Annotated in this window: 22 protein-coding genes and 2 pseudogenes; 9 read left to right on the forward strand and 15 right to left on the reverse strand. The window is 67.9% G+C overall.

Going from position 1 to position 25,946, the window contains the following annotated elements:
* Window positions 1-78: 78 nt before the first annotated feature.
* Together rlxS and KYX69_RS16165 are read right to left on the reverse strand one after the other, a co-directional pair.
* The gene (gene rlxS, locus KYX69_RS16160; RefSeq protein ID WP_066573271.1) at window positions 79-2,061 is read right to left on the reverse strand and encodes a relaxase/mobilization nuclease RlxS; all 1,983 of its coding nucleotides are present in this window, start codon (window positions 2,059-2,061) and stop codon (window positions 79-81) included.
* A gap of 330 nt (window positions 2,062-2,391) precedes the next feature.
* Entirely contained in the window at window positions 2,392-2,751 is a 360-nt protein-coding gene (locus KYX69_RS16165) for a hypothetical protein (protein WP_066573268.1), read from the reverse strand.
* 440 nt (window positions 2,752-3,191) lie between these two features.
* Here KYX69_RS16165 and KYX69_RS16170 point away from each other — a divergent pair, with 440 nt between their 5' ends.
* Complete coding sequence (locus tag KYX69_RS16170; protein WP_066573264.1) at window positions 3,192-3,863, forward strand: hypothetical protein; 672 nt, start codon at window positions 3,192-3,194, stop codon at window positions 3,861-3,863.
* A 101-nt stretch (window positions 3,864-3,964) separates the two neighbouring features.
* Here KYX69_RS16170 and KYX69_RS16175 read toward each other — a convergent pair.
* The 7 genes and pseudogenes from KYX69_RS16175 to KYX69_RS16205 form a co-directional block, all read right to left on the reverse strand.
* Window positions 3,965-4,558: pseudogene (locus KYX69_RS16175) on the reverse strand (lytic transglycosylase domain-containing protein).
* 31 nt (window positions 4,559-4,589) lie between these two features.
* Window positions 4,590-5,183, reverse strand: coding sequence for a S26 family signal peptidase (locus KYX69_RS16180; RefSeq protein WP_066573259.1), 594 nt, complete (start codon window positions 5,181-5,183; stop codon window positions 4,590-4,592).
* Complete coding sequence (locus tag KYX69_RS16185) at window positions 5,176-5,418, reverse strand: helix-turn-helix domain-containing protein (RefSeq protein ID WP_066573256.1); 243 nt, start codon at window positions 5,416-5,418, stop codon at window positions 5,176-5,178. Before KYX69_RS16185 ends, KYX69_RS16180 begins: the two co-directional genes overlap by 8 nt.
* A 161-nt stretch (window positions 5,419-5,579) precedes the next feature.
* Window positions 5,580-5,900 (reverse strand): DUF736 domain-containing protein, encoded by a 321-nt coding sequence (locus KYX69_RS16190; RefSeq protein ID WP_066573253.1) that lies wholly within the window; start codon window positions 5,898-5,900, stop codon window positions 5,580-5,582.
* 413 nt (window positions 5,901-6,313) lie between these two features.
* The gene (locus KYX69_RS16195; RefSeq protein WP_066573250.1) at window positions 6,314-6,655 is read right to left on the reverse strand and encodes a hypothetical protein; all 342 of its coding nucleotides are present in this window, start codon (window positions 6,653-6,655) and stop codon (window positions 6,314-6,316) included.
* A gap of 171 nt (window positions 6,656-6,826) precedes the next feature.
* The gene (locus tag KYX69_RS16200) at window positions 6,827-8,716 is read right to left on the reverse strand and encodes a ParB/RepB/Spo0J family partition protein (RefSeq protein ID WP_075152902.1); all 1,890 of its coding nucleotides are present in this window, start codon (window positions 8,714-8,716) and stop codon (window positions 6,827-6,829) included.
* Window positions 8,717-8,802: 86 nt separating this feature from the next.
* Window positions 8,803-9,285, reverse strand: coding sequence for a DUF2958 domain-containing protein (locus KYX69_RS16205; protein ID WP_066573247.1), 483 nt, complete (start codon window positions 9,283-9,285; stop codon window positions 8,803-8,805).
* A gap of 698 nt (window positions 9,286-9,983) precedes the next feature.
* Here KYX69_RS16205 and KYX69_RS16210 point away from each other — a divergent pair.
* A complete protein-coding gene (locus tag KYX69_RS16210) occupies window positions 9,984-10,916 on the forward strand; it encodes a hypothetical protein (protein ID WP_066573243.1) in 933 nt (310 codons plus the stop codon).
* A 40-nt stretch (window positions 10,917-10,956) separates the two neighbouring features.
* On the opposite strand, the gene KYX69_RS16215 is transcribed toward KYX69_RS16210, so the two are convergent.
* The 4 genes and pseudogenes from KYX69_RS16215 to KYX69_RS23225 form a co-directional block, all read right to left on the reverse strand.
* Window positions 10,957-11,958, reverse strand: coding sequence for a hypothetical protein (locus KYX69_RS16215; RefSeq protein WP_066657194.1), 1,002 nt, complete (start codon window positions 11,956-11,958; stop codon window positions 10,957-10,959).
* 41 nt (window positions 11,959-11,999) lie between these two features.
* The gene (locus tag KYX69_RS16220) at window positions 12,000-14,291 is read right to left on the reverse strand and encodes a hypothetical protein (protein ID WP_125458951.1); all 2,292 of its coding nucleotides are present in this window, start codon (window positions 14,289-14,291) and stop codon (window positions 12,000-12,002) included.
* Between the two features lie 237 nt (window positions 14,292-14,528).
* On the reverse strand, window positions 14,529-15,143 hold the full coding sequence (locus tag KYX69_RS16225) for a DUF2285 domain-containing protein (protein WP_066573236.1): 615 nt from the start codon (window positions 15,141-15,143) through the stop codon (window positions 14,529-14,531).
* Between the two features lie 40 nt (window positions 15,144-15,183).
* Window positions 15,184-15,309: pseudogene (locus tag KYX69_RS23225) on the reverse strand (DUF6499 domain-containing protein); the annotation flags it as partial.
* Window positions 15,310-15,585: 276 nt separating this feature from the next.
* Here KYX69_RS23225 and KYX69_RS16230 point away from each other — a divergent pair.
* From KYX69_RS16230 to KYX69_RS16260, 7 genes are all read left to right on the forward strand, one after another.
* Window positions 15,586-16,332 carry a LuxR family transcriptional regulator gene (locus KYX69_RS16230; protein ID WP_300498985.1) on the forward strand — a complete coding sequence of 249 codons (747 nt, stop codon included), beginning with the start codon at window positions 15,586-15,588 and terminating at the stop codon, window positions 16,330-16,332.
* A 78-nt stretch (window positions 16,333-16,410) separates the two neighbouring features.
* Window positions 16,411-17,031, forward strand: a complete 621-nt coding sequence (locus KYX69_RS16235; RefSeq protein ID WP_066573234.1) for an acyl-homoserine-lactone synthase — start codon at window positions 16,411-16,413, stop codon at window positions 17,029-17,031.
* A gap of 20 nt (window positions 17,032-17,051) precedes the next feature.
* Window positions 17,052-17,930 carry a phytanoyl-CoA dioxygenase family protein gene (locus KYX69_RS16240; protein WP_066573231.1) on the forward strand — a complete coding sequence of 293 codons (879 nt, stop codon included), beginning with the start codon at window positions 17,052-17,054 and terminating at the stop codon, window positions 17,928-17,930.
* Window positions 17,927-18,529 (forward strand): GntR family transcriptional regulator, encoded by a 603-nt coding sequence (locus KYX69_RS16245; RefSeq protein ID WP_066573229.1) that lies wholly within the window; start codon window positions 17,927-17,929, stop codon window positions 18,527-18,529. The genes KYX69_RS16240 and KYX69_RS16245 overlap by 4 nt, the downstream gene beginning before the upstream one ends.
* Before the next feature lie 135 nt (window positions 18,530-18,664).
* Entirely contained in the window at window positions 18,665-18,796 is a 132-nt protein-coding gene (locus KYX69_RS16250; protein ID WP_107525062.1) for a benenodin family lasso peptide, read from the forward strand.
* Entirely contained in the window at window positions 18,793-19,497 is a 705-nt protein-coding gene (locus KYX69_RS16255) for a lasso peptide biosynthesis B2 protein (protein WP_066573227.1), read from the forward strand. The genes KYX69_RS16250 and KYX69_RS16255 overlap by 4 nt, the downstream gene beginning before the upstream one ends.
* Window positions 19,497-21,242 (forward strand): asparagine synthase-related protein, encoded by a 1,746-nt coding sequence (locus KYX69_RS16260; protein ID WP_066573225.1) that lies wholly within the window; start codon window positions 19,497-19,499, stop codon window positions 21,240-21,242. The genes KYX69_RS16255 and KYX69_RS16260 overlap by 1 nt, the downstream gene beginning before the upstream one ends.
* Here KYX69_RS16260 and KYX69_RS16265 read toward each other — a convergent pair.
* Together KYX69_RS16265 and KYX69_RS16270 are read right to left on the reverse strand one after the other, a co-directional pair.
* Window positions 21,239-23,356 (reverse strand): Atxe2 family lasso peptide isopeptidase, encoded by a 2,118-nt coding sequence (locus KYX69_RS16265; protein ID WP_157926354.1) that lies wholly within the window; start codon window positions 23,354-23,356, stop codon window positions 21,239-21,241. The two genes, KYX69_RS16260 and KYX69_RS16265, sit on opposite strands and share 4 nt — an antisense overlap.
* On the reverse strand, window positions 23,353-25,920 hold the full coding sequence (locus KYX69_RS16270) for a TonB-dependent receptor (protein ID WP_075152903.1): 2,568 nt from the start codon (window positions 25,918-25,920) through the stop codon (window positions 23,353-23,355). The genes KYX69_RS16265 and KYX69_RS16270 overlap by 4 nt, the downstream gene beginning before the upstream one ends.
* Window positions 25,921-25,946: the final 26 nt, after the last annotated feature.

The following is a 25,946-nucleotide window of genomic DNA, read 5'->3' on the forward strand; positions in this document are numbered from 1 at the left end:
AGGGAATGTCCCCTACTAGCTTTTGCTACTTTCCAGCCTCCGCAGCAGTCGATCCGCGTTTTCGATGCCACTGGCAACTCAGTCGATCACCGGCCCCTGTCGCGCCCGCCCGAACGACCAGCTGACACCGTCACCGCGCATCATCCCCGACACCGGCTTTCCGACCTGCCGCTCCAACACTGGCCGCCAAGGCACCAGCGTGAATTCACGCGACTTCTCGATCAGCGCAAACCGCCCGCTGACCAAGTCAATCCGGCGCCGCACGATGCCCTCAATCCGCGCACCCGGCGCGGGATCGGCAAACGATAGGTCGAGCTCCTCCGACAGCTGTCCAGCAACCCGCAGGAGCTCGCGCCGCTGCAAGGTCGAGAGAAGGTCGGGACGATAGCCCGTTGCGCCTTCCGCTTGCTCGGCCAGACCCTGCGCGATCAGCCATTGCCGGCGGCGATCCTGCGCGTCGCGAACCTCGGAGCCGAATCCCGTTTCGCGCAGCGCCAAGGGTTCCGCCGCGACCAGGCTTCGATCGAGCCAGGTTGCGGCATCCGCCACTACCAGTCGGGACAATGGCTGCGAGGACAGGATCTCGACCGCCACAGGCCGGTCCCGCAGCAGCCTCGCCTCATGCGCCGCGGCGCGCTCGAGATGGTCCTCGGCGACGATCCATTGTCCGGAGGGTTCACGAGTCACATTTCCGCTTAGCCGCCGTATCGCCTCGAGCCGGCGGATATGCGTTTCGGCGAACGCCTGGGTCGCGCTCGGATCGTGGCGGAGATGCGCGTCGATATCGTAGCGTCCGGCATTGGCCGCAGCGACGGCGGCAACGGTGCGGTCGACCGCACGCGCATCCGCGCGCTGCGGGTCGATCCGAACCACCGCGCCCTCGGGCACGATATCGAGGCCCGCGCCCTTGCCGATCGCCACGTAATGGCTGCGCCCGTCAATCCCATCGACGATCAGATAGTGATGATCGGCATGCTCGTCGGCGAGGCCTCGGCCAATGAGACGACCCACCAGCGGACGCGCGTGTGGCGCTGACGGATCATAGATCGCCTGGTCAGCGCTTGCTCGGTCCATTCCGCGGCGCGTGAACTCGCGCTGCATCGTGCGAACGATGTCGCCGCGCTCGGCCAGGCGCCGAAGCGTGTCGTCCAGTCCGGGCGCGAGACGCCAGCTCGTCCCACCAACCGGCTCAGCCAGGCCAAGCCGCCTCAGCTTGGCGAGCCGCCCGGCGCGGAGCGCCTGATCGAACGCGTCGCCCCGGGCGGTCGACACGACCCCGGCCTGCGCATCGCGCAGCAACGACCGGTCGAGCGAGGTTAGCCGTTCCTGCTCGACCTCGGCGCGCAGGCTGGCTTCGATTTCACGCGCCGAGCGCGGCCCGAGATCGAGATCAACCAGCTCGCACGCCCGCTCGCGCATGCCGCTTGTCAGATAGTCCCGCGCGATGATGAGATCGGCGCCGAACTGGTCCCTGCCGCGCACGACGATATGGGTGTGCGGGTGGCCGGTGTTGAAATGGTCGATAGCAACCCAGTCGAGCTTGGTCCCGAGATCTTCCTCGACCCGCGCCATCAGCCGCCGGGTCAGAGGCTTGAGATCCTCATATTGCGCGCCATCCTCAGCCGAAACGATGAAGCGGAACTGGTGGCGGTCGCCAGCCCAGCGCTCCCGGAATCCCTTACCATCGACTACATCATCGTCAGGCCCGTAGAGCCGCCCCGGCTGACCATCGCGCGTGGTGCCGTCGCGCTGGAGATAGCGCAGGTGCGCGACCGCGGCTCCAGACCCCTTGCCGGCGAGCTTGACGATGCTCGCCTTGATGATGACGCGACGCGCGCCATAGGCGCTGCGACTGCCGCGACCGGCAAGCACGCGACCGATCCCGGCGCCACGGCCGATCCTGGCACCCGAGAAGCCGGCGCGCTTGACGCCGAAGCCCGCAGCGCCGCCCCGCGCGAGATTGGCGGCTGCGAGCACGCGACCAAGATATTTCCGGACCCGCTTGCCGCCGGTGCTGCGCATCCGGCCAAGCCGCGGTTCGAACTCGTTTTCGTCGGCCATGAGAGGCATTCCGCCATAGGTATCGAGACAGCATGGCCCGCCTCTGCGCGCATGAAAACCGGTGCCATCGAACGCCGCGGAAATCCGTCGATTCCGGCCAGAACGGCACTGGCGCGCGTCGGGCAGTGCCACAGAAATCCCTGAAAAACGATGTGCAGACAATCACTTGCGGCACCACCGGTGCCACAGCTTTATCTTGCCTTACGCGGCCCTTCAGCTCGGGCCGTCCATCGGTGTCCTGGTGGCTCGCTATCCACCCTCGCCGAGGACAAAAGAAGCCGGGATGCGATGCCTGTCCGACACCGCATCCCGGCCGCATCTTCGCTTCGATCAATGCAGTGTCTCGAACGCCTTTCGCGCTGCCCGCGCGCCTGAGAAGCTGCGCCGCGCGATCATCCCATGCGGGTTTCCATCGCCATCGATGATGCAGATCGCAGCGAACCAGTGGCCATCCAGAGCCCCGATCACGGCAACCCGGTCGAACTCGAACCCCTCCTCCTCAAGCGCTTCATAGGCACCCAGCCAGCGCTCTTCGACCCGTGCATCCCAGATGAAATCGCACTCCTCCGCCGCGATAAACCGTGCCGCCAGCGCTTCCGCGGCGCCGCGCCCGAATTCCAGTTCGAGCCCTGCCACGAGCGTCGCCATCACGCGATGCGAACACTGCGAAATCGGTTGAAACATGGTCATGAGAACCTCCTGTCGCTTGACGTCTTCCGCTTCGAAGACAGCCTCTCGACGGCGGTTGCCGGCGTGCCTGTCAGGGCTGCCGGAGCGTAGCGCAGGCACCGCGCAGCGGCGGCGGAGGAACCGATTTTGTTGCGCGGCTACGAACAAACGCGCGTGCGCAGCACGCTCATTGTCGCAGCAAAATTGGAGGGGCCGCCGGCCTTGCACAGGCGCGCTGGCAGCCGCCATGCTGGGACGATCCGAGACGAGCCTCCTTATCCACAAGCTTGGCGCTCGATCGTCTTGCCCGCCCCGCAGACCCGATTATGATGTGAAGCCGGTTCCTCTCACCTGACCTGTCGCCGGGTCCAAGCAGAGCAGAGCGACAAGCGTTCGACAGCCGGACCCTCGGGCCGTCTTGTAATCGGCGATAAGCGGCCTTCACATGAGGACGGTTCGTCATGCCTTTATTCATCCTGACTCAAGCCAATATCGACGCTGCCAAGGCGGCGCTGCGCATGTCCCTGCCTGAAATTCGTTCGGGACATCTCACCGAAGCGCTGGCATTCAGCCTCGGCTTCGGCACCAACGCTGCGCTACGCGCGGCCATCGCCGCCGAGACCTGCAAGCCGCCCGCGCTCGCCGACGCCGACGCCGGGCTGTTCGCCGGGCGGCTCGAGACACTCGGCTATCCCAACATCGCGGTCGGCGCTTTCCCGGCCGCGATGCGCGAGGATGTCCTCGACGAGACACCCTATACCTGGTTCAGAAAAGGCGATCGCGCCGCGAACGATCGTCACTATTATGTCTGTCAGGCACACAACCGGCCAATGATGATGGTCAAGATGGCGCGGCAATATGCCGAGCTCGCATGGGACTGCATCACGATCGATTCCGATTGCGACGATCATGTCAGCCGGCCGAAAAGCACCGAGCTGGTCCGTGTCATGTTTCGTCTGTTTCAGGAACGCGCCCGCGGCGCGCCCGGCAAGCCTCTATTCTATGCCAGCGCGTTCACCGGCTCGATCAAGAAGCTGCTGCCGGACACCGCGCGCCAGCTTGCCGAAGACTATTTCAAGTTGCTCTATCTGCCGCTGCGCGACCTGCCGCCGCCTCGGCGCCGCGCGGCCTGATCCTGCTCAAGAAGTAATCTCATCGCCATCGACCTCGACGACCCGTTCCAGCAGAGCGGGTCGTCGAGCGGAGCTGGGCGCGACGGTGACAGCAGGACGGATCAGGGGACCACGCGGTCCCGACGCAGAGTTACGAACAGCTCCCCGGCTGGCGCCGGAGCAGCCGCTGCTGGATCCGCCCTGACGTTCAGCACGACAAAGAGGGTGGGCTTGCGCGGTTCGATGGTCGCCGCAGGCGGGCTTTGACGATCGCCGCCCACCGTCGCCAGATAGGCGATCGTCTCGCCCGGCAGCGGCTGGCGGCCCGCCAAATAGGCAGCGTAGCGCCCGGGTCCGGCATTATAGGCGGCGAACATGCCCGGATAACCGAATCGGTCATACATGCGCCGCAAATAGGCGGTGCCGGCGAGGATATTGTCGCGCGGATCGAATGGATCGCTGCCGAGACCAAGCGCAGCCCGCATCTCGGCCCAGGTGCCCGGCATCAACTGCATCAGCCCCATCGCGCCGGCGCGGCTGACGATCGGCCGCCCCTAGAGCATCGTCCGGCCGCCGCTTTCCGCCTGCATCACCCGTTCGATCCAGGCGACTGGCAAGCCGAACCGTTGCGCCGCCTCAGTTGTAAGCGGGCGCCAATCCGCGACGGTCTGCGCCGCCGCCGGGCAGGCCAGCGCGAGCCATGCGGCCAGCGCCATCCACGCCCCTCTGCCGATCGGCCAACAGCGCCTAACCACCATTGGAACCTCCCGACCAAGTCCACAAGATCGTTGCCTTGCCGATCACGTCCGCGGCGTCAGTGGGTCCGAAATAGCGCCCGTCAAACGAGTCCGGCGTGTCCGACATCAGCAGCAACAGCGCGCCGTTGCGGAGGATCCGGCAGCCGGTCCACCAGGGCAGCGGCCGTCCGAGCCGGTCGCTGGCGCGCCGCGTCGCGAGCACGCTGCCATTGACGAGGATCTCGGGTCCGATCGCACAGACCAGGTCGCCCGGCACGCCGGCCACGCGCTTCACCAGCGGGACGTTCGCCGGGACATAATGCCGGCTCGCCGCCAGCGCGCGTACGGGCAGCGGGGTCCGCGCGATCACCATATCACCGCGGACGACGCCGTGGCCGGGCGCAACGCGATAGAGGCCGACCGGCGCGCTGGCGCTGGCGTTCCACAGCAATCGCGGCAGCGGCGGCGCGACGATGGTCGCGGCGAGACAGGCACATCCGAGCGCGACGAGGGTCGTGCGGCGCACCAGGATCCGGCGGCGCCATTTGGCGGCACGGAGCGCTTCGCCCCAGGCGAACAGCGGAAGATCGCGGCGCTCAATCATGGTCGCCGCCTTTGCGCCGGGCCTTCGACCAGGCCTCGATATCGTCGATATGGTAGTACCAGGCGCGACCATGGAGGCGGCAGACCGGCCCGCGTCCTTCCGCGCGCATACCCTTCAAGGTGCTGGGCGCGAGCCCGAGATGGAAGGCGGTCTGCTTGGTGGTGAGGAAGGGGCAGGTTTCGCGCGCCTTCTGCGCGCGGACGGCAGTGTCGTCGGGGTCGGTGGGGTCGGTCATGAGTCGGGATCCGCTATAGGGCGGCTGCCGGATCGCGCCGCCCGGACACCCAACTGAACCTCGAACGCCGCGCCCGGCAGGGTCGAAAACGGGCATATGCGTTTTCGACCCCCGTGCCGGTCAAGCGATCCGCGCCCGGTCGGGGCGCGGATCGGAACGGCTCAGTCGGCCGGGTTCCAGATGATGGCGAAGGAATCGTCATCGTCCTGGCCAGCGGCGCGGCCGAGATTGGCGTAGAGCCGGCGCGGCCCGAACTCCGGGGCGGCAAGGCTCAGCGAGACATAGTCGTTGCCGGACATCTCGCCACGACGGTTCCAGCCGGCACCGAGTTCGACCCCGCCCGCCATGACGACATAGTCGGGCTGGGTGTCCTTGGTCTTGCGGCTGTTCGGAACGATGGTGATGCCGGTGCGGATCGAGAGGGTCCGAAGCTCGCCCTTGAAGCCGTTTCCTTCGCGGGTGACATAGCCGATGGCAGCCATTGCAGGTCTCCTTGAGATGCTCGCCCGAACCGTTCCGGGCGATGGGCGGACCTCAGGGACGGCCAGCCGGACACCCGAACCGGCAGGCCGAAGCGCCAGCGGAGGACCGGAGCCAAAGGCTTATTTGAGAGCGCAGCGACCGCGAGGAGCCCGCGCCAGCGGGCGGGGAAATAAGCCGGCGGGCGATGGTTTCGGGAGGCCGGCGGCCGTTCCAGGTCATGCGCCCAAGGAGCCGTGGACGGTGCGGGATCCTTGCAAGCAGATCTGTGCCGCCTTTGGAGATCACTCGCGAAATTGGCTTCGCGCGGCCCGGTTGCGCGATCCGCGCGCAAACATTCTCGACGGGATTCCGCAATCAGGCACCCGCCCAGCGCTGCGCTGGCGGGCAGGAGCGCGACGGCGGCCCCAGAAATTCAGCGCGTGCGCAATTCCGCGCAGACTGCGTCGAACAGATCGAAGAACCGACGTTCAAGCTCGCCCTCGCTCAACGCGAACAGGGACGCGGCCACGGGCAGGTCGAGCGCCGCTGCTGCCCGCGCCCCATCAGTGCGATAATCGAAATCGAGATCACGCGCCGTGGCAAGATCGCCAGCATTGCGCATGCTGTAGTCCGCGATCCAGAAGCAATGGATCAGGCGCTCGCGCGGCGTCAGCGCCTCACGGCCCTGTGCGCGCTTCTTCTCGATGATGTCGTGCCCCGCATCGATCAACCAGGTCTGGTTGTCGATCTTTGCCCCCGATTCCCCACTATCCATCCGCTTGTTCTAGCGGGGATGCCCTCCGCTCGCACCATCCGCAAAAATCCGCGCGCCCGCGCCGAGCCCATCAGGGCGAGGCGCGGGCGCGCGGCCGGATTTCACGGTCCGCAACCGATAGCCAGCCCGCCGGAAACGCGCGGGAGCTGTGTCCCGCGCGTCCCTTCCGGTTCAGGCGGCGAGCGGTTCGGGTACCGCGTCGGTATCGTTCACCGCCGCCGCGTCCCCGCGCCGGTCGGGGTCCGGGGCGAGCGCCTGCGCGCCCGGCGCGGTCGGATCGGGATCGCGATCCGGCTCCAAGCTGGCCTCCATATCGGCCTTGGCGGCGCCGACCCTGAAGCTGGCCCTGACCGTGCCGACGCCACCGCGCGCAGTATAAGCGGCGGGCGGGAACGCCATCCAGCGCGGTACCCAGTGCTCGACCTTGGTACGTCCGTCGATGCCGTCGAGATGGTCCGTCACGATCCGTATCAGGGTCTTGCCCTTCTCCTTGGCATTGGCGGCGGCGATCCGTTCACCCGCGACCTCGGCGACCATCGCGCCGAGCACTTCCTTGTCGCGGAGCAGATCGAAGAACGCGGCGTCCGGCTGCCACCAGTCGGCCATGTCGAGGCCGAGGGTCAGCCCGACCGCCTCGACCGCCGCATCGCCCGCCGCGAGCGTCTCGCCCATCGCAACGGCGATCACGTCGCCCAAGGCCGCGTCGGGCAGGTCGAGCAGGCGCAGGAAGATGCCGACCAGCCGCCGGTCGTCGGCGCTGCTGCGGGTCACCGTCTCACGTTCGGGGTCCATGCCGAGCAACGCGAGAACGGCGCGGCGGCGCTCGTCGAACAGGGTCTCGCCCCGGCACGTCTCGACGCTTTCCTGTGTGGCCTCGTCGCGGCACGCCAAGGCTTGGCGGCGCACATTCCAGAGCGACGACCCGGCGACGAGGTGCGCGACCATCAGCCGCAATGCCACGCCGGGATGGCCGGCCAGCGCGGCGCGGACGGCGGCGAAGCGGTGCAGGTCGAGATAGGTCTGCTGCGCCGTGGTCAGTTCGGGCCGCTTGGGCTTCTCGGCCGGGGTGGCATCGGCTTTCGGTACGCGCGCCGCCTCGCGCCGCGTGACATAGCCTTCGTGGAAGGCGACCTCGCCGGTCGCGCGGACGTCGATATAGACGCGCCCGCCCTTGCGCTTGGGCCGCTTCTCATAGTCCCAGCTGGCGAAATGCTCGCTCTTGGGCACGATCGCGACCTCGCCCCAGCCCTCGGCGAGATAGGCCTCGCGGCGGGCGGAGATCGCCGCATCCTGCGCGTTCCAGAACGCCGCCGCATCGGCGAAACAGCGATCCGCGCCGAACAGGTCGGCGACGGTGACGAGGCCGCTTGCCTCGACATCGAACAGGGCAAGGCTCGCCGGAATGGTCTGCCCGCCGAGCAGCCATGCCTTGAGCTGCGCGCCGGTCGGTGCGCGCTGTTCGGGATCGTCGAGAAGCGCCAGCCAGTCGCGCTGCTGGCGCTTGCTCGCCATGGTCAGGTGGCGGATCGTGGCGCGGTCGATCCTGTCATCGGCATAGAGCGTGCGGATGCGCGGCAGCAAATTGCCGAGCGCGAGGATGCGCCTCACCGCGAGGTCGGGCAGGCCGAAGGTCGCGGCGATGTCGTCGGGGCTGCGCCCTTCCTTCACCAGCCGGGTGAAGGTCGCCCACTGCGTCACCTCGTCGGGGTCGAGGCGGGCGACATTCTCGATCAGCGAGAGTTCGATGGCGTCGGCATCGTCGCCGCTGTCGAGGATCGCGCAGGGCAGCATGTCGTCCTGGGCCTCGCCCTCCGCGCCCTCTGCGCGGCGTTCGGCGGCGGCGATGCCCGCCGCCGTGAAGCGCCGCGCGCCCGCGACGATCTCATAGCCGCCGTCCGGTTCCTTGGGGGGCACGCAATTGGGGCGCACCACCAGCGGGACGATGACGCCGCGCTTGCGGATGGTCGGCAGGATGTCGGCGACATCGGGCGGGCGCTTGCCGTAGCGCATATTGGTCTTGCTGACGGTGAGCTTGTCGAGCGGGATGAAATCGAGTCTCATGGGTGTGCTCCTTCAAGAGCACCGGTCCCGTCGCTCCTTCCACGATGGACGGGACCGGCTGGGCTGCGGCGGGAACGCGCCGCGCGTCAGCCGTCCAGCGGGTTGCCGGGCGGAAGCGGATCGGGATCGGGTGCACTTGCCGCACCGTCCCCATGGGGCGATGGCCGGGCCGAACGCGCCGCCGCCTCGATGGCGCGGACCACGGCTTGCGCGGCGAGGATCGAGCCGGCACCGCGCGCGGCTTCGGCCCAGACCGACAGCGGCGCGGTGGTCGCAAAGCCGATGTCGCGTTCGATGCCAAGCCCGAAGGGCAGGCGCAGCGCGGCGATCTCGGACAGGCTGAAATAGCCGAGTTCGGGGCAGCCGAATCCGAGATCGGCGAGCCCGAACAGCGTGTCGCCATCAGCGTCGAGTTCGGTCGCGAGCCAAGTCGCTGGCCCCATGGGATTGAAGAATTTGACGACCGGCACGGGATCGTGCGCGCGCTCGTTTCCCTGTCCCGAACGTTCGGCGTGCGCGGCGGCATTGACCTGCAAGGCCGTGCGCAAAGCGGAGGTCAGCAGCTTCATGGCCGCATCCCCGCCCCAGCGGTGCCGGTGATGATGGAATACATGGGTCAGCCTCCAACCCCGCCCAAAAACCCAATGGCCTCCCCCGGAAGCGGGGGTGGGCGGCAGGAGCGACCGGAGAGGCCCGCCTCGAGCGGACCAGGCATCCCGAAGGGACCGGAACATCAGTGGAGGAGCCGGGCGTCAGCCCGGCTTGCCGGGGACGCGAGCGGGCCTAGCAGGGCGCGCCGCCCACTCCCGCGCCACCGGGAGAGGCTACAAGCAACGCCGCCGCGCGAGCGGCGCCCGCTTCACCGTCGGCGCCCGCCGCCGACCCGGACAAAGGATGGGCTCTCGTGCGGCGCGGCCGGATCAGCGGCGCAGGGTCGGGCTTCGCGCCCAAAGGCGGCAATTGTCGCCGGGCGCGAAACCGGGCGCGCCGCCCGGCTGCGGAGCGCGCGTGCCCGCGGGGCCGCGATCAGGCGCCGCACCCTGCGGCTGCGCAGCAGTCCGGCAGTGTGCGTCATCGCCCCGCTCCGCCAGGGTCAGCGGCGCGCTGGCCCATGCCACCGATCGGCACCGCCGGACCCAGACCCGCAGAAGCTCGGCGACGGTAAGGCCACGCCATAGCGCGGGATCACGCGGGCCCACCGCGAAAGGGCGTTCCCTGCATTCCATCTCGACAGATGCTTCCCGTCCTTGCAGCAAGGGCAACAACGATGACCCGCCTGCTCTATCTCGATCAGAATGCCTGGGTGGCACTGGCGCGCGGCGCCTGGGACAAGGCCAGCTTCCCGAAGGAGCATGTAGCGCTGTCGAAGGTGATAGAGGGCATCCGGTCGCAGGCGATCATGGTGCCGCTGTCCTTCGCCAACATCTACGAGACCGCCAAGATCAACGATCCGGCGCGGCGGGCGAACATGGCGCACACCCAGGCCGTGATCAGTGGTGGCCGGGTGTTTCGAAGCCGGCGCCGCATATTCGGGGAGACGCTGGCCGCCTATCTCGCGCGTCGCCACGGCATTTCGCACCCCGAGCCGGAAGCGCACTGGTTCCTGTCCGATCTCTGGTTCGAGTCCGCAGCCGACTATTCTCCGCAAACCTATGGCTTCGAAATCTCACAGCCAGTGCTCGATTTCCTCCGCCAGGACCCTGTCCGCGCGCTGTTCGACTATCTGATGGCCGGCGAGGAGGACGTCCGCCTTGAGGCGGTCCGGCGCTACAGCGCAAGTTCGGCCGAGCTCATCGGCGGCATCGAATCGCGGCGCGCGATCGCCGCCGGCGAGACGCTGGCACTCCGGAAGCGCGCCTATGGCGCAAGGCTGATCATCGACGAGCTCGACTTCATCCTCGCGACCGGCAGGCAGCTGGGACTGGACTGGCGGACCGTCAGCGACATCGGCTCGTCGCTGGTGCGGCGCATCGCCGCCGAGATCCCGATCCTCAATATCGAGCGCGAACTGGCTGTTCGCCTCGAGGACCAGGCGCGCGGGATCAACGAGAATGATCTTCGCGACATGGCGGCGTTCACGACCGTAGTGCCCTTCGCCGACCTGGTCGTCGCCGAGAAGCAGTTCGTCAATCTGGCGCGGCAGGCCAGCCTCGACAAAGACCATAAGACGACGCTGATGACCTCGATATTCGACCTGTGAGCCGCCTTCACCTGAGGGGTGAGGCCGCCCCTTTCGTTCCCTAGAACAGCCACGAATAGGGAAAGGGCTGGACCCGGCGGCAGCGGACGCACCGGTAGGCGTCTGCGAGCACGAGCCGGGCTGCATTGTGCGGCGTCAGCGAGAACGGATGCTCGCACACCGCGCAGCGATATCCGCGCACATTGTCCATCTGGGCAAGGGCATAGCCCTCATTCTCGCCGCCCTCGACGAAGTAGAGGCCGAGTATCGAACGGACCTCGAACGCCCGGTGCGCCCCGGCATCCATGGCCCGCATCCGATCGAAAAGGCCGACAATGACATGCGACAGGTACAGCATCAGCTGCGGAAGCACCGCATAGAGCAGCTCGTACAGGTCGTCGTCGTTATGGTTCTTGAAGATGAAGTTGAAATTCTCCGGCTCGGTCCGCAATTCGGCATGCTTCGCGGTGACGAGATGGACCGCGTGCTGGAACAGTCCGTACAGGCCGTATGGGTTGTTCCGCTTGAACAGGGCTTCGTGCACGAATGACGCGGTCAGCACATTCGCGATCGGGAGCGTCGCGAGCGTCGTTTCCAGGATGGCCAGGCGCTGGCTCGCCATCGCGCGCGATATGACCGCATCGCCGTCCTCCGCCGTAAATGCCGCGTAGAAGGCGTCCTCATCGCCAAGCATCCAGGACAGGTACATCAGATTGTCGGTAAGCGGCTTGCGCAGGAGATTGTGGGCCACGACGACCTTGCGCTTCTCCATGCAGCGCAGCGCCTCGTAGAGGTGGTGCAGGCAGTCCGACACCATCGCCATGGTGACGGTGTTGAGGATCACCCGGCGTGCCTCGTCGGGATAGCCGGTAGCGCGCATGGCCTCGATCGGGCTCGTCCTGGCGATCTTCGTGAAGTTCCGGTTCTCGACCTTGCTGCGGAATTTGACGGTGACGATGTGCGCCCGGGCCGCCTCGTACTCCGCGAGCAACCGCACGCATTCGTCATGGAGGAAGAAGCAATATTCATGCGCGAGCCGCAGATCCCGTGGGATCCAGCGCAAGCGGTTGCGCGGTACTTTGTGGATGCTGGAAGCCATGATGCTCAGCCGGCTGCGCCCGAGGGCTCCACGGGCACCCGGATCGGCGCGGCATAGGCATAGGGAAGATCCCAGCGTTCGAGCATGCGCGCGAAGGCGACGCAGCGTCGGGTCTTCGCTTGCTCCATCGCGTCGTCGGCGAGCAGCACCATCCGGTCGAGCACATCCTCTTCGTGCGCCCTGGGAAAAACATGGAACACCGCGACGGCGTTCCCGCAGGCGCCCCGTGCGACCAGCGCACCCGGACGGTCCGGATCGGGACCGATGTCGCTGACCTGCTCGGCCAGTTCCTCAAGCGCCTCCTCGACGCATTCATCCGAGCCCGGGGGTATCGCGTCGAGCAGCGCAAGACCCATCGTCGTCCAGCTCGGTGTGCCGCGCGAGCGCAGGCGGTCAAGGATGGCAGCGATATAGGGCTCCACCGCCGGGCGCGGCTTCGGGCCGTCCCGGCCAATGCCGCGCCCCACATAGTAGCGATCGATCGCCTGCGACATCCCGCTGAATATGCCCTTGTGCGTCCCGGCCTCGATCTCGGGCAGTTCCAGTCCGCACACCAGATAGGTACCGAGATAGTCCAGCTCATCACCGAAGATCGGCACCTTGCCCTGGAACCGCTCCCGCTTCGCGAGATAGTGGAGGAAGTATAGCGGGTCATCGAGGATATGCGCGCACGTGCAGAGGTCGGCGATCCCCATGGTCGGAGGAAGCTCGACATCGTCCGGAACCAGCCCGGTCCGCTTGAGCTCGGACTGGGCAGACGCCAGTGCCGAGAAATCGTCCAAGGTGGCCGAGACGCGGATAATCGTGTCGATCCGGGCAGGCGGGAGTCCGAGGCCCAGTCCGTCCGCGACCGCGAGCGCTTCCGGCTGCCCGTCCCTGGCCGCCAGGAGGATGTCCCGCAAGCGTGCCGACTGCACCGCCGGATCGACGATCAGCTTCTGCACATGCTTGCGCACGGAATCCGGCGCACCGCGCAAACCGCTAGGCGTCAGTGCGCCGGACTTGGCTTCGGCGATGAGCACCACCCGGTCGATCACGGCGATCAGATCCGTCTCGTAGCGAACACCTTCCCAATACCATTCCGCATTGGGCAACAGCGTCGCCGAAGGAAGAACCTCCTCGATGACCCGCTTCATCTCCTCCTCGAGATACAGGGTTCGCCGCTTCTCCAGCGCCTTGGTGATTCCGGCCTCGGCGATGAGGGTGCGCAAGATCGCCGGCAGAAAGCTGACAAGCGATTGCGGCGCGAAGAAGAGGAAGTCGTCATCGACCCGGACGGCAGGCTTCAGCCACACCGGGTTCGAAAGGAAAAGATGCTCCTTGTCGTGTTCGCGCAACGCGCCGGGACACAGGCCGAGCGCCGCGAACACCCTGGTGACCAGCGTCACCGGTTTGTCGAGCCGCTCCGCGATCACGCCCGGCTCGACACGCATCTCCATGACCAGCCAGCGATCGGCATGGCTCAGCAGCATCGTCCTCAGGTGACGAAGCGGCATCCGCTTCGGGAGCGAGGCAAGGAAGGCGTCCGGATCGCCCCGGACGCCCTCGTAGCGCGCGAAGAAATCATGGACGATCGCCTTGCGGGTGCGCCCGCGGAAGATGTCCTTCAGGAGCACGAACCGCCCACCGAGCCGCTCCTGATGGAGGGCGACGAGCGCTTCGGCGATATCGACGAGATCGCTGGCGCTATATCCATGATGCGCTGCGAAAGCGGCGTCCAACGGCGCGTGCAGCGCCCGGACAATTCGCACCATGTCGTCGTAATAGCCCCAGTTGCGCACCATCTGGGTGTGATCGCGCATCCGCTCCTGCAACCCTATGCTGACCAGGCGGTCGAGATCGTCGCCCAGATCTTCGAGCTGGATCATCCGTCGCCGATGGAAGGCCGTCGCAAGCGCACTGACTGCGTCGATCGCTGCCTGGATTTGCCGATTGCTCGCCGGCTCGCGACCCCATTCCCAGCGTTCAAGGGTGAGCAGCAGCGCCTGGAGCAGTTCGATATGATGCTGTTCGATTCCCTCGATGAGCCCCTTGGTCGAAATCATGTCCGGACCGGCCGGCTGGCTCATCCCCCAGCACGCGATCGTGGCGATGACATGGGGTGGATAGGCTTCGCGGAAGACGGCAAGGATGGCCTCGATGTGCCCGGGGAATGCCGCCGCCGCCTTCCTGGCCTCATCGAGCGAGAGAGCCCGGTGCGCATCGCGATCAATGTCGGAACCCTTGACCTCCCGAACCACCATGCCGGGCCGGTCCGAGTACATCTCGCCCAAATTACCCGCGGCCGATCCCTTCAATTCCGGTCTCCGATTGCTCGGAACGAAGATAGAACATCTCGCGGTGTCAGGCTAGCTCCGTTCCTCACCCCAACGGTCAGGGTTCGATCGCGCGACCACGATCAACGGAATACACCGTCCCAGTCCCACCAGCCGATCGTCACCGCCAGGCCGAGACCCGCAAGGCGGGGCTCGGTGGCCGGCCGCAGGCGGCCATAGAGCGGCGGTCGCACGGCAGGCCGTGCGAGGCGCCACCCCTTAATCGCGCCGCATCAGCGAGCGATAGCCGCCCCCGGCCAGCCGCCGCGCGTCCGCAGCCAGGCGCCGCACTCGGGACCGGATCGAATCGGAGCGCCGATCCCCATCGCCGCGCCCCGCCGCATCGCCGAACAATATGCGGGCAATCTCGCGCTGGTTCGCCCCGGCCTGGACCGCATCATGGACGCGCAGCGCGAGAATCCAGCGCGCCACCCGCCGGTCGGGCGGATAGAGCGAGCGGGAAAAGCGGCGATTGCGGCACAGATCGATCAGCCGCCGCAGCGGCAGGATCCGGGCTCCGGCGGACGCAACGCCCTTCAGCCGATATTCGAGCAGCACGGGGTCACCGCCGGCCAGGCTGCCCTGCTCGATGTCGAGCCGGATGCGATGCCAGCCGTCCGAGAGCACCGCATGCTCGCCGTGCGGGTCGCGCACGAGCGTCAGCCACGGTGCCAGCAACGCCGGATCGATCGCGTCGGGATCGCCGCGCCCGATCGGGCTGGCGATGACGCGCAGCGTGCCCGGATCGAAATCGGCATGCCAGATGATCCGCGCGTCCGGGGCTTCGACCTCCGGGCGCTCGGCGAAAGTGAATCCCCCAGGAGAGGGGATCATCCCCCGACCCGAGGCCCGGCACGTCCGTGCCGCGCGTCGCGCTGCTCGCGCGGGTGTACCAGGCGATATAGCCGGGATCGCGGCGCAGCCATTCCCACATCAGCCCGGCCCGATCGACGCCGCGCAGCCGCGCATAGTCACGCGCATCGCGCCAGTCCCGCGCCACCCGCTCAGCCCGATTTCGTCATGTGGAGAAACAATGAAGCTGGCGCGAAATCCGATCGCTCCGAAATGGAGGATCGAACCGCACCAGACCATGCCGAATATATCGACAATATAAACTTGACTCGCTTGCCCTCCAAGTCTCTGTAGATGCGCTGATTTGTCTGCCTGTTGCCTCGCGACGGTGTGAGAAGCCGCCGCCCGGCCCGAAAGAGCATGAAAGGTCGATCAGAGGATCGACGGCAGCTTGAGATGCCGCCGCTGGTCGATTGGACGCCCGATGGGCATGCACGATATGGGGCCGTTCCTCCGGGAGCTCGAAGCCGCGACGAGCCCGGACGACCTGGCGCTCGCGATGGTCGAGATCTGCGCGATACTCGGGTTCGAGTATTTCGCGCTGACCCATCATGTCGACATCCCGAGCGCGACCGGTACCGACATCCGGCTGCACAACTACCCCGCACGCTGGGCGGACTATTATGACGCGCAGGCGCTCGGCGTGTCCGATCCCGTGCACCGGGCAAGCCATGTGACCAGCCGCGGCTTCCCATGGTCGCGGATGCACGACATGATCACGCTGACGCCGGGCGACCGGCGGGTGCTCATGCTCGGCGCGGAGCAGGGGATCGGCGACGGGTTCACGGTGCCGGCCAATGTACCCGGCGAGACCCTCGGTTCCTGCTCCTTCGCCAATGGCGCCGGCCGGCCCTTGCCCGAGGCGATGCTGCCGCTGGCACAGCTTGCGGGCCTGTTCGCGTTCGAGGGCGCACGGCGACTGTGGTCGACGCGCAAGATCGACGAGGCGGCGGCGCCGGTGCTGACCGACCGGCAACGCGACTGCATCCTGTGGGCGGCGCGCGGCAAGGGCGACTGGGAGATCAGCCGCATCCTTGGAGTCAGCGAGGAGACCGTAGCGCGCCATATCAAGCAGGCGTGCGAACGATACGGCGTACACAAACGGACATTGGTGGCGATCTGGGCGCTGTTCGACGGAACGCTCACCTTCACCGATATCTTCAAACGCTGACTATACCCCTTTTCCGGCATATCCCGCCGGCCGGCTAATCGCGACCCTTGGTCTCCCGACGATCAAGGAGCCACGACCATGTTGCACGCGATGGGAGCTGCAAACCGCCCGGTGTCGGACAAGGTGATGCGCGGGATGTTCGCGGCGCGGAAGCAGGTGTTCGTCGATCTCCTGAAATGGGACGTCCCCGTCCTCGGCGGCGCCTATGAGATCGACCAGTTCGACGACGCGCACGCGCATTATCTGGTGCTCGCCGACCGCGACGGCGGTCATCTCGGATCGGCGCGGCTGCTGCCGACGACGCGGCCGCATATCCTCGACAGCTTCTATCCCGAGCTGTGCGAAGCGGCGCCGCCGAGCGGCCCCGACATCTTCGAAGTGACCCGGTTCTGCCTCGACCGGAGCCTGAGCGCGCGCGAGCGCCGCGGCGTGCGCGACACGCTGGTGACGGCGCTGGCCGATCATGCGCTCGCCCATGGCATCGCCCGCTATAGCGCCATCGCCGAGATGGGGTGGCTGCAGCAGATTCTCGCCTTTGGCTGGCGGTGCTGTCCGCTCGGCCTGCCGGTGACGATCGGCGGCAAGATGCTCGGCGCGCTCGCCATCGAGATCGAGCCCGATACGCCGCGCAAGCTCGCCGCGGCGGGCATTGTCCCGCTCCCGGCGCTGCTGGGCGGCGACACGCTCGCCGCGGCCTGAGACGCGCAAGGAGACCCGCTATGGACCGCAACCCGATGCTGGCGGCCGCGATCGACCAGACCCGCGCCAGGCTCGCGCGCGACGGCTGGTGTGTCCTGCGCGCCGCGCTGCCGCCCGAGACGATCGCGGCGCTCGATGCCGACCTCGCCCCGGCGTTCGCGCAGACACCCTTCTGCCAGGGTAGTTTCTATGGCGAGACGACGAAGCGGTTCGGGCGCCTGCTGGCGCGCTCGGAGCGCATGGCGGCGCTGGTCCAGCACGCGGTGGTGCAGGGTGTGGTCGAAGCGATCCTCGCGCCGTGGTGCGACTGCATCCAGCTCAATGTCGCCCAGGCGATCGCGATCCATCCCGAGGCGCCCGCGCAAATACCGCATCGCGACCAGGATATGTGGCGGGGGCCGGTCGGCGAGATCGAATATCTCGTCAACGTGATCTGGCCGCTGACGCCGTTCCGGGCCGAGAATGGCGCGACGCTGGTCTGGTCGAACACGCACGGCGCCGCCGCGCTCGATCCGCCGCCGACCTCAGCGGGGATCGCTGCCGAGATGGAGCCCGGCGACGCGCTGCTGTTTCTCGGCTCGGCCTTGCATGGGGCCGGCGCCAACCGCACCACCGGGGTCCGGCGCGGGCTGGTGGTCGGCTATTCGCTGGGCTGGCTCAAGCCCTATGAGAGCCAGATGCTCGCCTATCCGCCCGATGTCGCGCGCGCATTCCCGCCCGGGCTGGCCGCTTTAGCCGGCTATCGCCAGCACCGGCCCAATCTCGGCAATTATGAAGGCCAGTGCCCGTCGGTCCTGCTCGCCGGCACGGCGGACACGCCACGCGCCGCCATCGATGCGCTGCGCCCCGACCAGCGCGACCAGGTCGAGGCGTTCCGCCGCAGCCAGACCGAACCATGAATTCGGGCCAGACTTCGGAGCGCGTCTATGAGACGCTCAAGGGCCAGCTGCTGCGCGGCGTGTTCCATCCAGGCGAGCGGCTCGATCCGGCGATGCTGTCGGTTGCGCTCAGCAGCAGCGTCACGCCGGTCCGCGATGCGCTCAACCAGTTGACCGGCGAGGGGCTGGTCGAGACGCGTACCGGCGAAGGCTTCCACCGGCCGCACCTCACGGCACCGGACCTGCAGGATCTCTATCGCTGGGCGGAACAGGTCATGACGCTTGCCGTGCGCGGATGGCCGCGGGATAGCGCGCGCGGGGACGTCGACGCGCCGCCCGGTCTCGACGGCGCGGAGCGGGCGGCGGCACTCTTCCTCGAGATCGGGCGGCGTTCCGGCAATCTCGAACATGGGCGCGCGATCGCCGCGATCAATGATCGCCTGCATGCGGTGCGCATGGTGGAAGCGCTGGCGCTGGGCGACGACGCCACCGAGATGGACGCGATCGCGGCGTGCCTCGAGAGCGATCGACGCATGTTGCTGCGCCTTGTGGGCGGCTATTTCCGCCGGCGTGCCCGGCTGGCGCACGAGATCGTGCGCGCCGCCTATCGCGAGGCCTGAAGGCGCACATCCCGCAAAGGCGCGGGGCATGCCGAAAACAATCGGCATATATTCTCAGTATAAAATTCGGATAGCGAACCCCCGCACCTAGCCTGTCTCGCGCTGCATCATGCGCAGCGCTCAAGGAGACGTGTCATGGAACGCAACCACGAGACCCCGTCCGACCTGATCGATCTCGGCGCCGCCAGCGTCGAGACCAAGGGCCCCAAGGGGGACTTCCCCGATGTCGGCGACGGCCGCATCCTCGCCGGCCTGACCGACGAATGATCGACAGGCGCGCGGCCCCCGGCCGCGCGCCATTCGTCATGGCCTATACGCTCAAGCCCGGCATCAGCTTCTGCCATGTGGCAGGCCGGACGATCTTCCTCGACCTGCGGGCCGACCGCTATTTCTGCCTCGCGAACGATGCCGAGCGCAGCTTTGATCGGCTAGCCGCCGCATCGTCCGGGCCTGAGGATATGCGGATCCTCGAGGGTCTGGCGCACCAGGGCATTTTGCGCGCCAGCGACACCGGATCCATCCTCCAGCCCTGTCCGGCGGTGACCGAGGCGCGCGCCAGTCTGCTCGACGCGGCGCCGACCCCGGTGCGCCCGCTCCAGACCCTGTTGGCCGGGACGGCACTACTTCACGCGCCGCTGCGCTTGCGGCTGTTCGGCCTGCATGCGGCGGTCGCCCGGCTCCAGGCCCGCAAGGCGCGTCTCAAGACCATACGATCGGAACGGGAGACGCTGGCGCGCGGCGCGGCGGCCTTCGCGCAGCTGCGCGCGATCGCGACGACGCATGACCAATGTCTGCCCCGGTCGCTGGCAGTGACCGATCGGCTGCTTGCTGCGGGCGTGCGGGCCGAGCTGGTGCTGGCGGTGAAGCTGCAGCCATTTGCGGCCCATGCCTGGGTGCAGTGGCAAGACCTGGTGGTCAACGACCGGGTGGATGCGGTCCGCGACTTCACGCCGATCCTGGTGGTGTGATGGGTAACCGGTATTTCGCGGCGATCGGTGGCGATGCCGCACGGGCCGATGCGGTCCGGCATGCGGCGCTTGCCGACCCAGGTTGGCGGATCGCGCTCGACCGGCCGGGGTGCCTCGTGGTCGCCGAGCGCGATGCGATGCTCGTGCCGATTGCGGACGATGGTCTTGTGATCGGTCCGCTGTTCGCCCTCGGCCGGTCCCATCGTCTCGACGCATTTTCCGCGTCCTCAGCCGCGACGCTTCGGGCGAATGGCGCGGCCGGGCTCGTCCGTGGCCATTGGGGCGGCTATGTCGCGATTGTCGCGGACACGGACCAAAATTCGGTCGCGCTGGTGCGCGCGCCATTCGGTGAACTGCCCTGTTTCCATGCGCCGTCCGCCCAGGGCTATGCGGTCGCGTCGGACGTGGCGCTGCTCGAGCGCTTCGGCGGCTTCCGTCCGCGCCTCGACTGGCCTGCGCTCGGCGACTTCCTCTGCGCCCCGCGCGTCCGAAGCGCTGCGACCTGCCTGTCCGGGCTCGGCGAATTGCGGGGCGGCGAGCAGATCCGCTTCGGCGAAGCCGGACCCTGCGTGACGACCCTCTGGTCGCCCTGGACCTTCGCCGACCCTGCACGCGCACTCGCGGACGGCAGGGAAGCCGTAAAGCGGCTCCATGGCGAGATCCTCGCGGCGGTCGGTGCGCGCGGATCCACCCTGACGCGCAGCGTGCTGATGCTGTCCGGGGGCCTCGATTCCTCGATCATCGCCGCGAGCGCTGCGGCGCGCGGGCTCGATCTGCGCTGCGCCAATATCAGCACCGATGATCCCGCCGGCGACGAGCGCCGCTATGCCCGCGCGGTCTGCGATCGGCTCGGCGTTCCGCTCGCCGAACGCCTGTTCCAGCTGGACGGCGTCGATCTCGAAACCTCTGCCGCGGCCGGATTGCCCCGGCCGGCATCGCGGGCCTTCGAATATGAAGCCCGGCGCCAGGCGCATCTCGTCGCCGGCAAGGAAGGCGCCGATGCCGTGCTGAGTGGCGGCGGGGGCGACAATATCTTCTGTTCGCTGCAATCGGTGCTGCCGCTGCTCGACTGCCGTGCCGGACTGGCGGACGGCCCTATGTATCGCCGGCTGGCGCGCGAGATCGCCGCGCTTTGCGACACCAGCGTGTGGACCGTCCGGCGCAAGGCATGGCTGCGGTCGTGGCAGCATCGGCCGCCGCCGCTGGACATCGACACCGGCTTTCTGTCGGCCGGAACCGCCGCGCGGGCGCGGGCGGCGTCGCGGCATCCCTGGCTGGAGCCTCCGGCGACGGTGCTGCCGGGCAAGGCCGCGCATGTCGCCTTGCTGCTCGGGCCGCAATATCTGACGGAGGACAGCGATCCCTGTGCGGCGCGCCGTTTCCTCTACCCGCTGCTCGCCCAACCGGTGGTCGAGCTCTGCCTGCGCATCCCGACCTGGCTGTGGTTCGAGCGCGGTTGCAATCGCGCCGTCGCGCGCCGCGCCTTCGAGGCGACGCTGCCCGAACAGGTCGCTTGGCGCAGGTCGAAGGGCTCGCCCGATGCCTTCCTCGTCGCGCTCTTTGAGAGCCGGCGCCAACAGATCCGCAGGCTGCTGCTCGACGGCAATCTCGCCGGACACGGGTTGCTCGACTGCGATGCGCTGGCGGCATATCTCGACGACCCGCGTCCGGTCCGCGGCTCCGGCCATGTCCGCATCCTGCGGCTGGTCGATGCTGAGGCGTGGAGCCGGTGCTGGCCCGGCTAGCGCCGCGCCGGCACTGCGGGCAGGTTCGGACGTGCGTCCCGCAGCGCGCGCCAGCGCGTATATTGCGCGTGCTTGGCGGGATCGGGATCCTCGCGCCCCTGCAGCCAGAAGCCGAACCAGTCGACATCGCGTTGATATTCGGCGAGCCGGTGCAACGGCTGGGTCCGGGTATGATATTCGCCCGGCGCGACATGCATCTCGACCGGCTTGCGCTTCTCGCGCAGCGCGGTGAACGCCTCGAGCGCGAGCAGATACTCGCTGTCGGCGAGCTGCATGAGGAGCGGCGTCTCGATCCGGTCGGCATTGAGCGACAGCGCCATCGGCTTCCAGAAGGCGGTGCCGTCCTCGCTCGCCAGCGGATAGCGGCGGACCGCGCGATTCCAGTCGGCCCAGGCGGTTCCGCCATAGGTCATCACCGTCTTGGGATCCTCGCAGCAGGTGCTGACCACGGCGGCAGCAAAGCGGTCGGAATTGATCAGCGCGTAGTTCACGGTCGAGGCGCCGTCGCTGAGGCCGGTGATCCCGATGCGCGCGGGGTCCGCGACGCCCAGCGCGATCGTGCGATCGACCCCGGCGAGCAGCGAGGCCAGCACGCTTCTGCGTTCCCCCCAGTCTTTGGTCATGGCGGCGATGATCGCGTCGATCGTCTTCAGCCCGGGATAGGCGGTGCTCTCGACCGCCGGCCGTTCGAAGCTCAGCACCGCGAAACCATGGGCGGCGAGCAGGAAGATCGGGTGCGCATCGCCGGTCCCCCCGCGCAGGAAGCCGTCGCTATGATATTGGACGATCACCAACGGCAGTTTCTCGCCCGGTACCGCATCCGGCGGCAGGACGAGATCGCCCCAGGCGGGCATGCCGGGTTCGCTTTGCCAGGTCAGCCGCTGGACCTTGCCGAGCCGCAGCCGCGCGAAACCCGGATTGGGGTCGAACAGCAGGGATTGCCGGCCACTGGCCGGATCGATCGCTACCACCCGGCGCGGCGTCACCGAATCCTCTGCGACACAATAGAGCTGTGCGTCGCGCCAGGTGCAGCCGGTGAGCCAGGCCGGACTGGCGAGAAGGCGCCGGACGGTGTGGCTGCCCGGGCGCCAGCGGTAGAGTGCCATACGCCCCTTGGCCCAGCCCTCGCGGCGCAGGAACAGCAACGACCCGTCCGCCTGCCACCAGAGATTGACGATGCCGTCGCGGCAGGCCACCGCTGCACAGGGTTGCTTGCGGCCGGTGCGATCGGCCACCCAGATGCGCAACGGGCTGAGCGGCCCCGCATCCTCGCGTTCGGTCCAGGCACGTTGGCCGTCGCGCGACATGGCGACGGCTTCGGCTTGGGATCCGCCGGGCGGGTCGGGCGGTAGTGCCGCTGCCTCCCCGGCGGTCGCCGCGCGGGTCTCGCCACGCTCGGGATCAACCAGGAACACGATTTGCGGCACGTCCGCTTCGCGCAGCTGCGGACGGGGGCCGGGGTTCGGCCGGACCCGCGCATCGTAGAGATAGCCCGACATAGCTTCGCGATCGAGCGCACGGCGCGCCTCGGCGATGCCGGGCCGGCTGGCATAGAGCAGATCGCGGCCATTCGGTGCCCAGGCCCAGCGCTCGACATCCACCGCCGACCGGGTGACCGCAGCGGACCCGCCGCCATCGGCGCGCGCGCGCCACAGCTGGGTGACGCCGTCGATCCGCTTGAGATAGGCGATCCATCGACCATCGGGCGACCAGGCAGGTACCACCAGGTCGGGAAAGCCGGTGTTGACGAACAGCCCGCGCTTGACGTCGATGGCAGTGATCATCTCACCACCCCGATCGACGACGCGCGGGGCCGCCGCGCCGCGCGCGGCGATCACCACCAGCGCCCGGCAATAGCCATTTGTGGCCAGATCGCCCCGGCTGAGCACCAGCGCGATCGACCTGCCGTCCGGTGACACGGCGAGCGGGCTCGGCAGGAAGAAATAGGACGGATCGGGCATGCCGATATCGCGCAGCTCGATCAGGTCGCTGGCTTCGAGCAGGCGCTGCGGCGCGCGCGCTTCGGCGGCGTTCGGCAGCATGTCGGCACAATCAGCCCATGCCGGAGGCGTCGTCACCAGCAGCATGCCGGCGAGCAGCTTGTACCTGCTCACCATTTCCTGGTCACCGACAGGCTGACGAAGCGTCCGAGCGGGGAATAGTTGGTCGAGTCATAGGGGGTGTCGTAGAAGAGCGACGTCGCGATCGGGGACGGTTTGGCGTTGAACAGGTTCTGGACCGACGCGATCAGGTCGAAGCCGCGCAGCGGTCCGCTATCCGCCCGGTAGCGCAGGGTGAGATCGATCGGGGTCATCCCGGCGATGCGGGCCGCGGGCGCCGTCCGGTTGTCGACGACCGGGCCGATATGGGTGACATTGCCGGTGATCGTCACCCCGCCGATCGACCAACCAAGATCGCCGCGCAAGCGCAGGTGCGGCGGGTTGAAGATCGTGCCTGCCAGCTGAGTGATCGGGAGCGCCGGCCCGATCTGCTGCTCGCTGTCGAGCCAGGCGGCATTGGCCGAGGCGGAGAGTCTTCCCCCGCCAAGATCGCCGGAATAGCGCAGCAAGGCATCGATACCGTGCACCGACTGCCGGCCGGCATTGACGCTGGTGTTGCGCACCAAGGCCACGACGTTCGCCGGGTCGTACGCGGCGCCCCCGGTCAGGTTGGTGAATGTGCTGGCGCCGGCGATGGTCGCCGCCTGCTCGGCGGTCGAGGGGTTGAGCGTGACGAAGCTGGCATAGCCCGCGTCGCGCAGCGCCGTCGCAAAGGACGGGATCGGCGTGACGATGCGGTCGCGGTACCGCACCGAGAAATAGGTCAGCTCGAGGCGCACGCCGTCGAGGAAGCGCGGGCGCAGTTCCAGCGTTGCCGACCAGTTGGTCGATCGCTCCGGCGCGAGGCCGGGATTGCCGCCGAGCAGCAGCAATGCCGTTGCCGTGGCGGGATAGCCTTGCCCTCCCACGGTTGCGGTGCGCGTCAGGTACAAGGTCTGGGGCTGGTATTGCTGGTAGAGCGTCGGCGCCCGGAAGCTCTTCCCCCAGCTCGCCTTGAGGGTGATATCGGGATGCGGCGCGAAGATCAGGCCGAATTTGGGCGTCGCGACGTCGCCGATCCGGCGATAGGCTTCGTAGCGGACCGCCGCGCTGAGTACGAGGCTGTGAACGAGCGGGATCGCCTGGCCGGGCGACACCAGCGGCAGGCTCAGTTCGCCAAAGCCGTAGGTGTCGGCCTGGGACTGGTCGATATTCTGGGTGCCGTTGATGCCGGTGAAGCGGCGAAAGTCGATCTGCCGATGGCCAGCGCCAAGCGCGATCCTGACCGGGCCGCCGGGCAGCGCAAACAGCCGGCCGTTCGCCGAGAGCTCGATCGAGCGCGCGCGGTTGATATAGTAGCCACCGGTGTTGACCGACAGCACGCCGCCCTGGAAGCTGTAGCCGCCATAATCGACCCGATCCTCGCCATAGGTGGCGGAGAGCATCGTGCTCCAGCCCTCCGGCAGCGACCAGGTCAGCGAGGGCGAGACGCCCCAGGCGCGCGCGGTCGATTGCGTCTTGCCCCGGGCCACGGAGAGATCGCCGCCGGCGGCGAGCGGATAAGTCAGGTTCGTCCAGCGCTTGTTGAACAGGCCGTCCATGGCGAATCGGAGATCCGGCACCAAATCCTGCTCAGCTGAAGCGAGAAGGCTGTGGCGCCGCTGCGCGGGAAAGAGGGTGAGTCCGGGCGAGCGTGTCGCGGCATAGTCGCGCTGGCGCGCGAGGATCGCATCGTTGCTGCCATATTCATAGGCGAGCAGGGCATTGCCCGACCGCCATGTCGTCCCTGCGGTGGCGCCATAGGTCTGGCTGAACCCGCCGCCATCGGTGGGGATGCCGAGCCGCGCGCTGGTCTCCACGCCCTCAAGGTCCCGCCGCAACAGGATGTTGACGACACCGGCGACCGCGTCCGAACCGAACAGCGCCGACGCGCCGTCGGGAACCACGTCGATCCGGCTGACCGCTCCGAGCGGGATGCCGGAAATGTCCACGGATTGCTTCGCCGCATTGTACGACAGGCGATGCCCGTTGAGCAGCGTCAAGGTCGCGTCGCCGCCGAGCCCGCGCAGATTGATCGAGGCACCGCCGCCCACATCCGCGCCGTTGGTCTCGGGCACGTTGAAGCCGACGCCCGGATTCTGGCCGCCGCCAAAATTCTGGGGCAAGCTGCGCGCGATCTCGACGAGCGTCGCCTGCCCGGCATTGCGCGCCTCCTCGCGCGTCACCTGGATTGTCGTCGATGCGGTGGGCGCTCCGCGAATGCGGCTGCCGGTGATCGTGATCGCCTCCTGCGCTTCGGCCGGTGCCGCGAGTGCCTGCGGCGTGGCCGGCGCGATGACGAAGGCCGCACCTGAGCGCCGTGCCTGCAAGCCCGAACCTGCAAGCAGCCGATCGAGCGCCTCGTCGATCGAGAGCATCCCCTTCAAGGCCGGTGCCCTGTGGCCGGCGATCAGGTCGGTCGGCGCGACGATGCTTTGGCCCGTTGCCGCAACGACTGCCTGAATCGAGCGCGCGAGCGGTTGGGCGGGAAGGTCATAGCTTTGCCGTTCGATCGCCTGTGCGCGGGCAACACTCGAACCCGTGGCGACCAGCACCGTACCGCTCAGGCAAAGTGCCAATAGTCCCGTCATACCCCGCATATGTCTTCCTCCCCATCCGGCATCCT

Source organism: Sphingomonas sp. (assembly GCF_030145815.1).
Taxonomy (GTDB): domain Bacteria; phylum Pseudomonadota; class Alphaproteobacteria; order Sphingomonadales; family Sphingomonadaceae; genus Sphingomonas.

Bases quoted from the DNA above. Each gene is read 5' to 3' on its own strand.
- KYX69_RS16180 (WP_066573259.1), bottom strand. From the start codon at position 5,183: ATGATTGAGCGCCGCGATCTTCCGCTGTTCGCCTGGGGCGAAGCGCTC.
- KYX69_RS16245 (WP_066573229.1), top strand. From the start codon at position 17,927: ATGAATTCGGGCCAGACTTCGGAGCGCGTCTATGAGACGCTCAAGGGC.
- KYX69_RS16195 (WP_066573250.1), bottom strand. From the start codon at position 6,655: ATGGATAGTGGGGAATCGGGGGCAAAGATCGACAACCAGACCTGGTTG.
- KYX69_RS16240 (WP_066573231.1), top strand. From the start codon at position 17,052: ATGGACCGCAACCCGATGCTGGCGGCCGCGATCGACCAGACCCGCGCC.
- KYX69_RS16230 (WP_300498985.1), top strand. From the start codon at position 15,586: ATGGGCATGCACGATATGGGGCCGTTCCTCCGGGAGCTCGAAGCCGCG.
- KYX69_RS16225 (WP_066573236.1), bottom strand. From the start codon at position 15,143: ATGATCCCCTCTCCTGGGGGATTCACTTTCGCCGAGCGCCCGGAGGTC.
- KYX69_RS16200 (WP_075152902.1), bottom strand. From the start codon at position 8,716: ATGAGACTCGATTTCATCCCGCTCGACAAGCTCACCGTCAGCAAGACC.
- KYX69_RS16250 (WP_107525062.1), top strand. From the start codon at position 18,665: ATGGAACGCAACCACGAGACCCCGTCCGACCTGATCGATCTCGGCGCC.
- KYX69_RS16185 (WP_066573256.1), bottom strand. From the start codon at position 5,418: ATGACCGACCCCACCGACCCCGACGACACTGCCGTCCGCGCGCAGAAG.
- KYX69_RS16165 (WP_066573268.1), bottom strand. From the start codon at position 2,751: ATGACCATGTTTCAACCGATTTCGCAGTGTTCGCATCGCGTGATGGCG.
- rlxS (WP_066573271.1), bottom strand. From the start codon at position 2,061: ATGGCCGACGAAAACGAGTTCGAACCGCGGCTTGGCCGGATGCGCAGC.
- KYX69_RS16210 (WP_066573243.1), top strand. From the start codon at position 9,984: ATGACCCGCCTGCTCTATCTCGATCAGAATGCCTGGGTGGCACTGGCG.
- KYX69_RS16190 (WP_066573253.1), bottom strand. From the start codon at position 5,900: ATGGCTGCCATCGGCTATGTCACCCGCGAAGGAAACGGCTTCAAGGGC.
- KYX69_RS16205 (WP_066573247.1), bottom strand. From the start codon at position 9,285: ATGAAGCTGCTGACCTCCGCTTTGCGCACGGCCTTGCAGGTCAATGCC.
- KYX69_RS16255 (WP_066573227.1), top strand. From the start codon at position 18,793: ATGATCGACAGGCGCGCGGCCCCCGGCCGCGCGCCATTCGTCATGGCC.
- KYX69_RS16260 (WP_066573225.1), top strand. From the start codon at position 19,497: ATGGGTAACCGGTATTTCGCGGCGATCGGTGGCGATGCCGCACGGGCC.
- KYX69_RS16235 (WP_066573234.1), top strand. From the start codon at position 16,411: ATGTTGCACGCGATGGGAGCTGCAAACCGCCCGGTGTCGGACAAGGTG.
- KYX69_RS16170 (WP_066573264.1), top strand. From the start codon at position 3,192: ATGCCTTTATTCATCCTGACTCAAGCCAATATCGACGCTGCCAAGGCG.
- KYX69_RS16270 (WP_075152903.1), bottom strand. From the start codon at position 25,920: ATGCGGGGTATGACGGGACTATTGGCACTTTGCCTGAGCGGTACGGTG.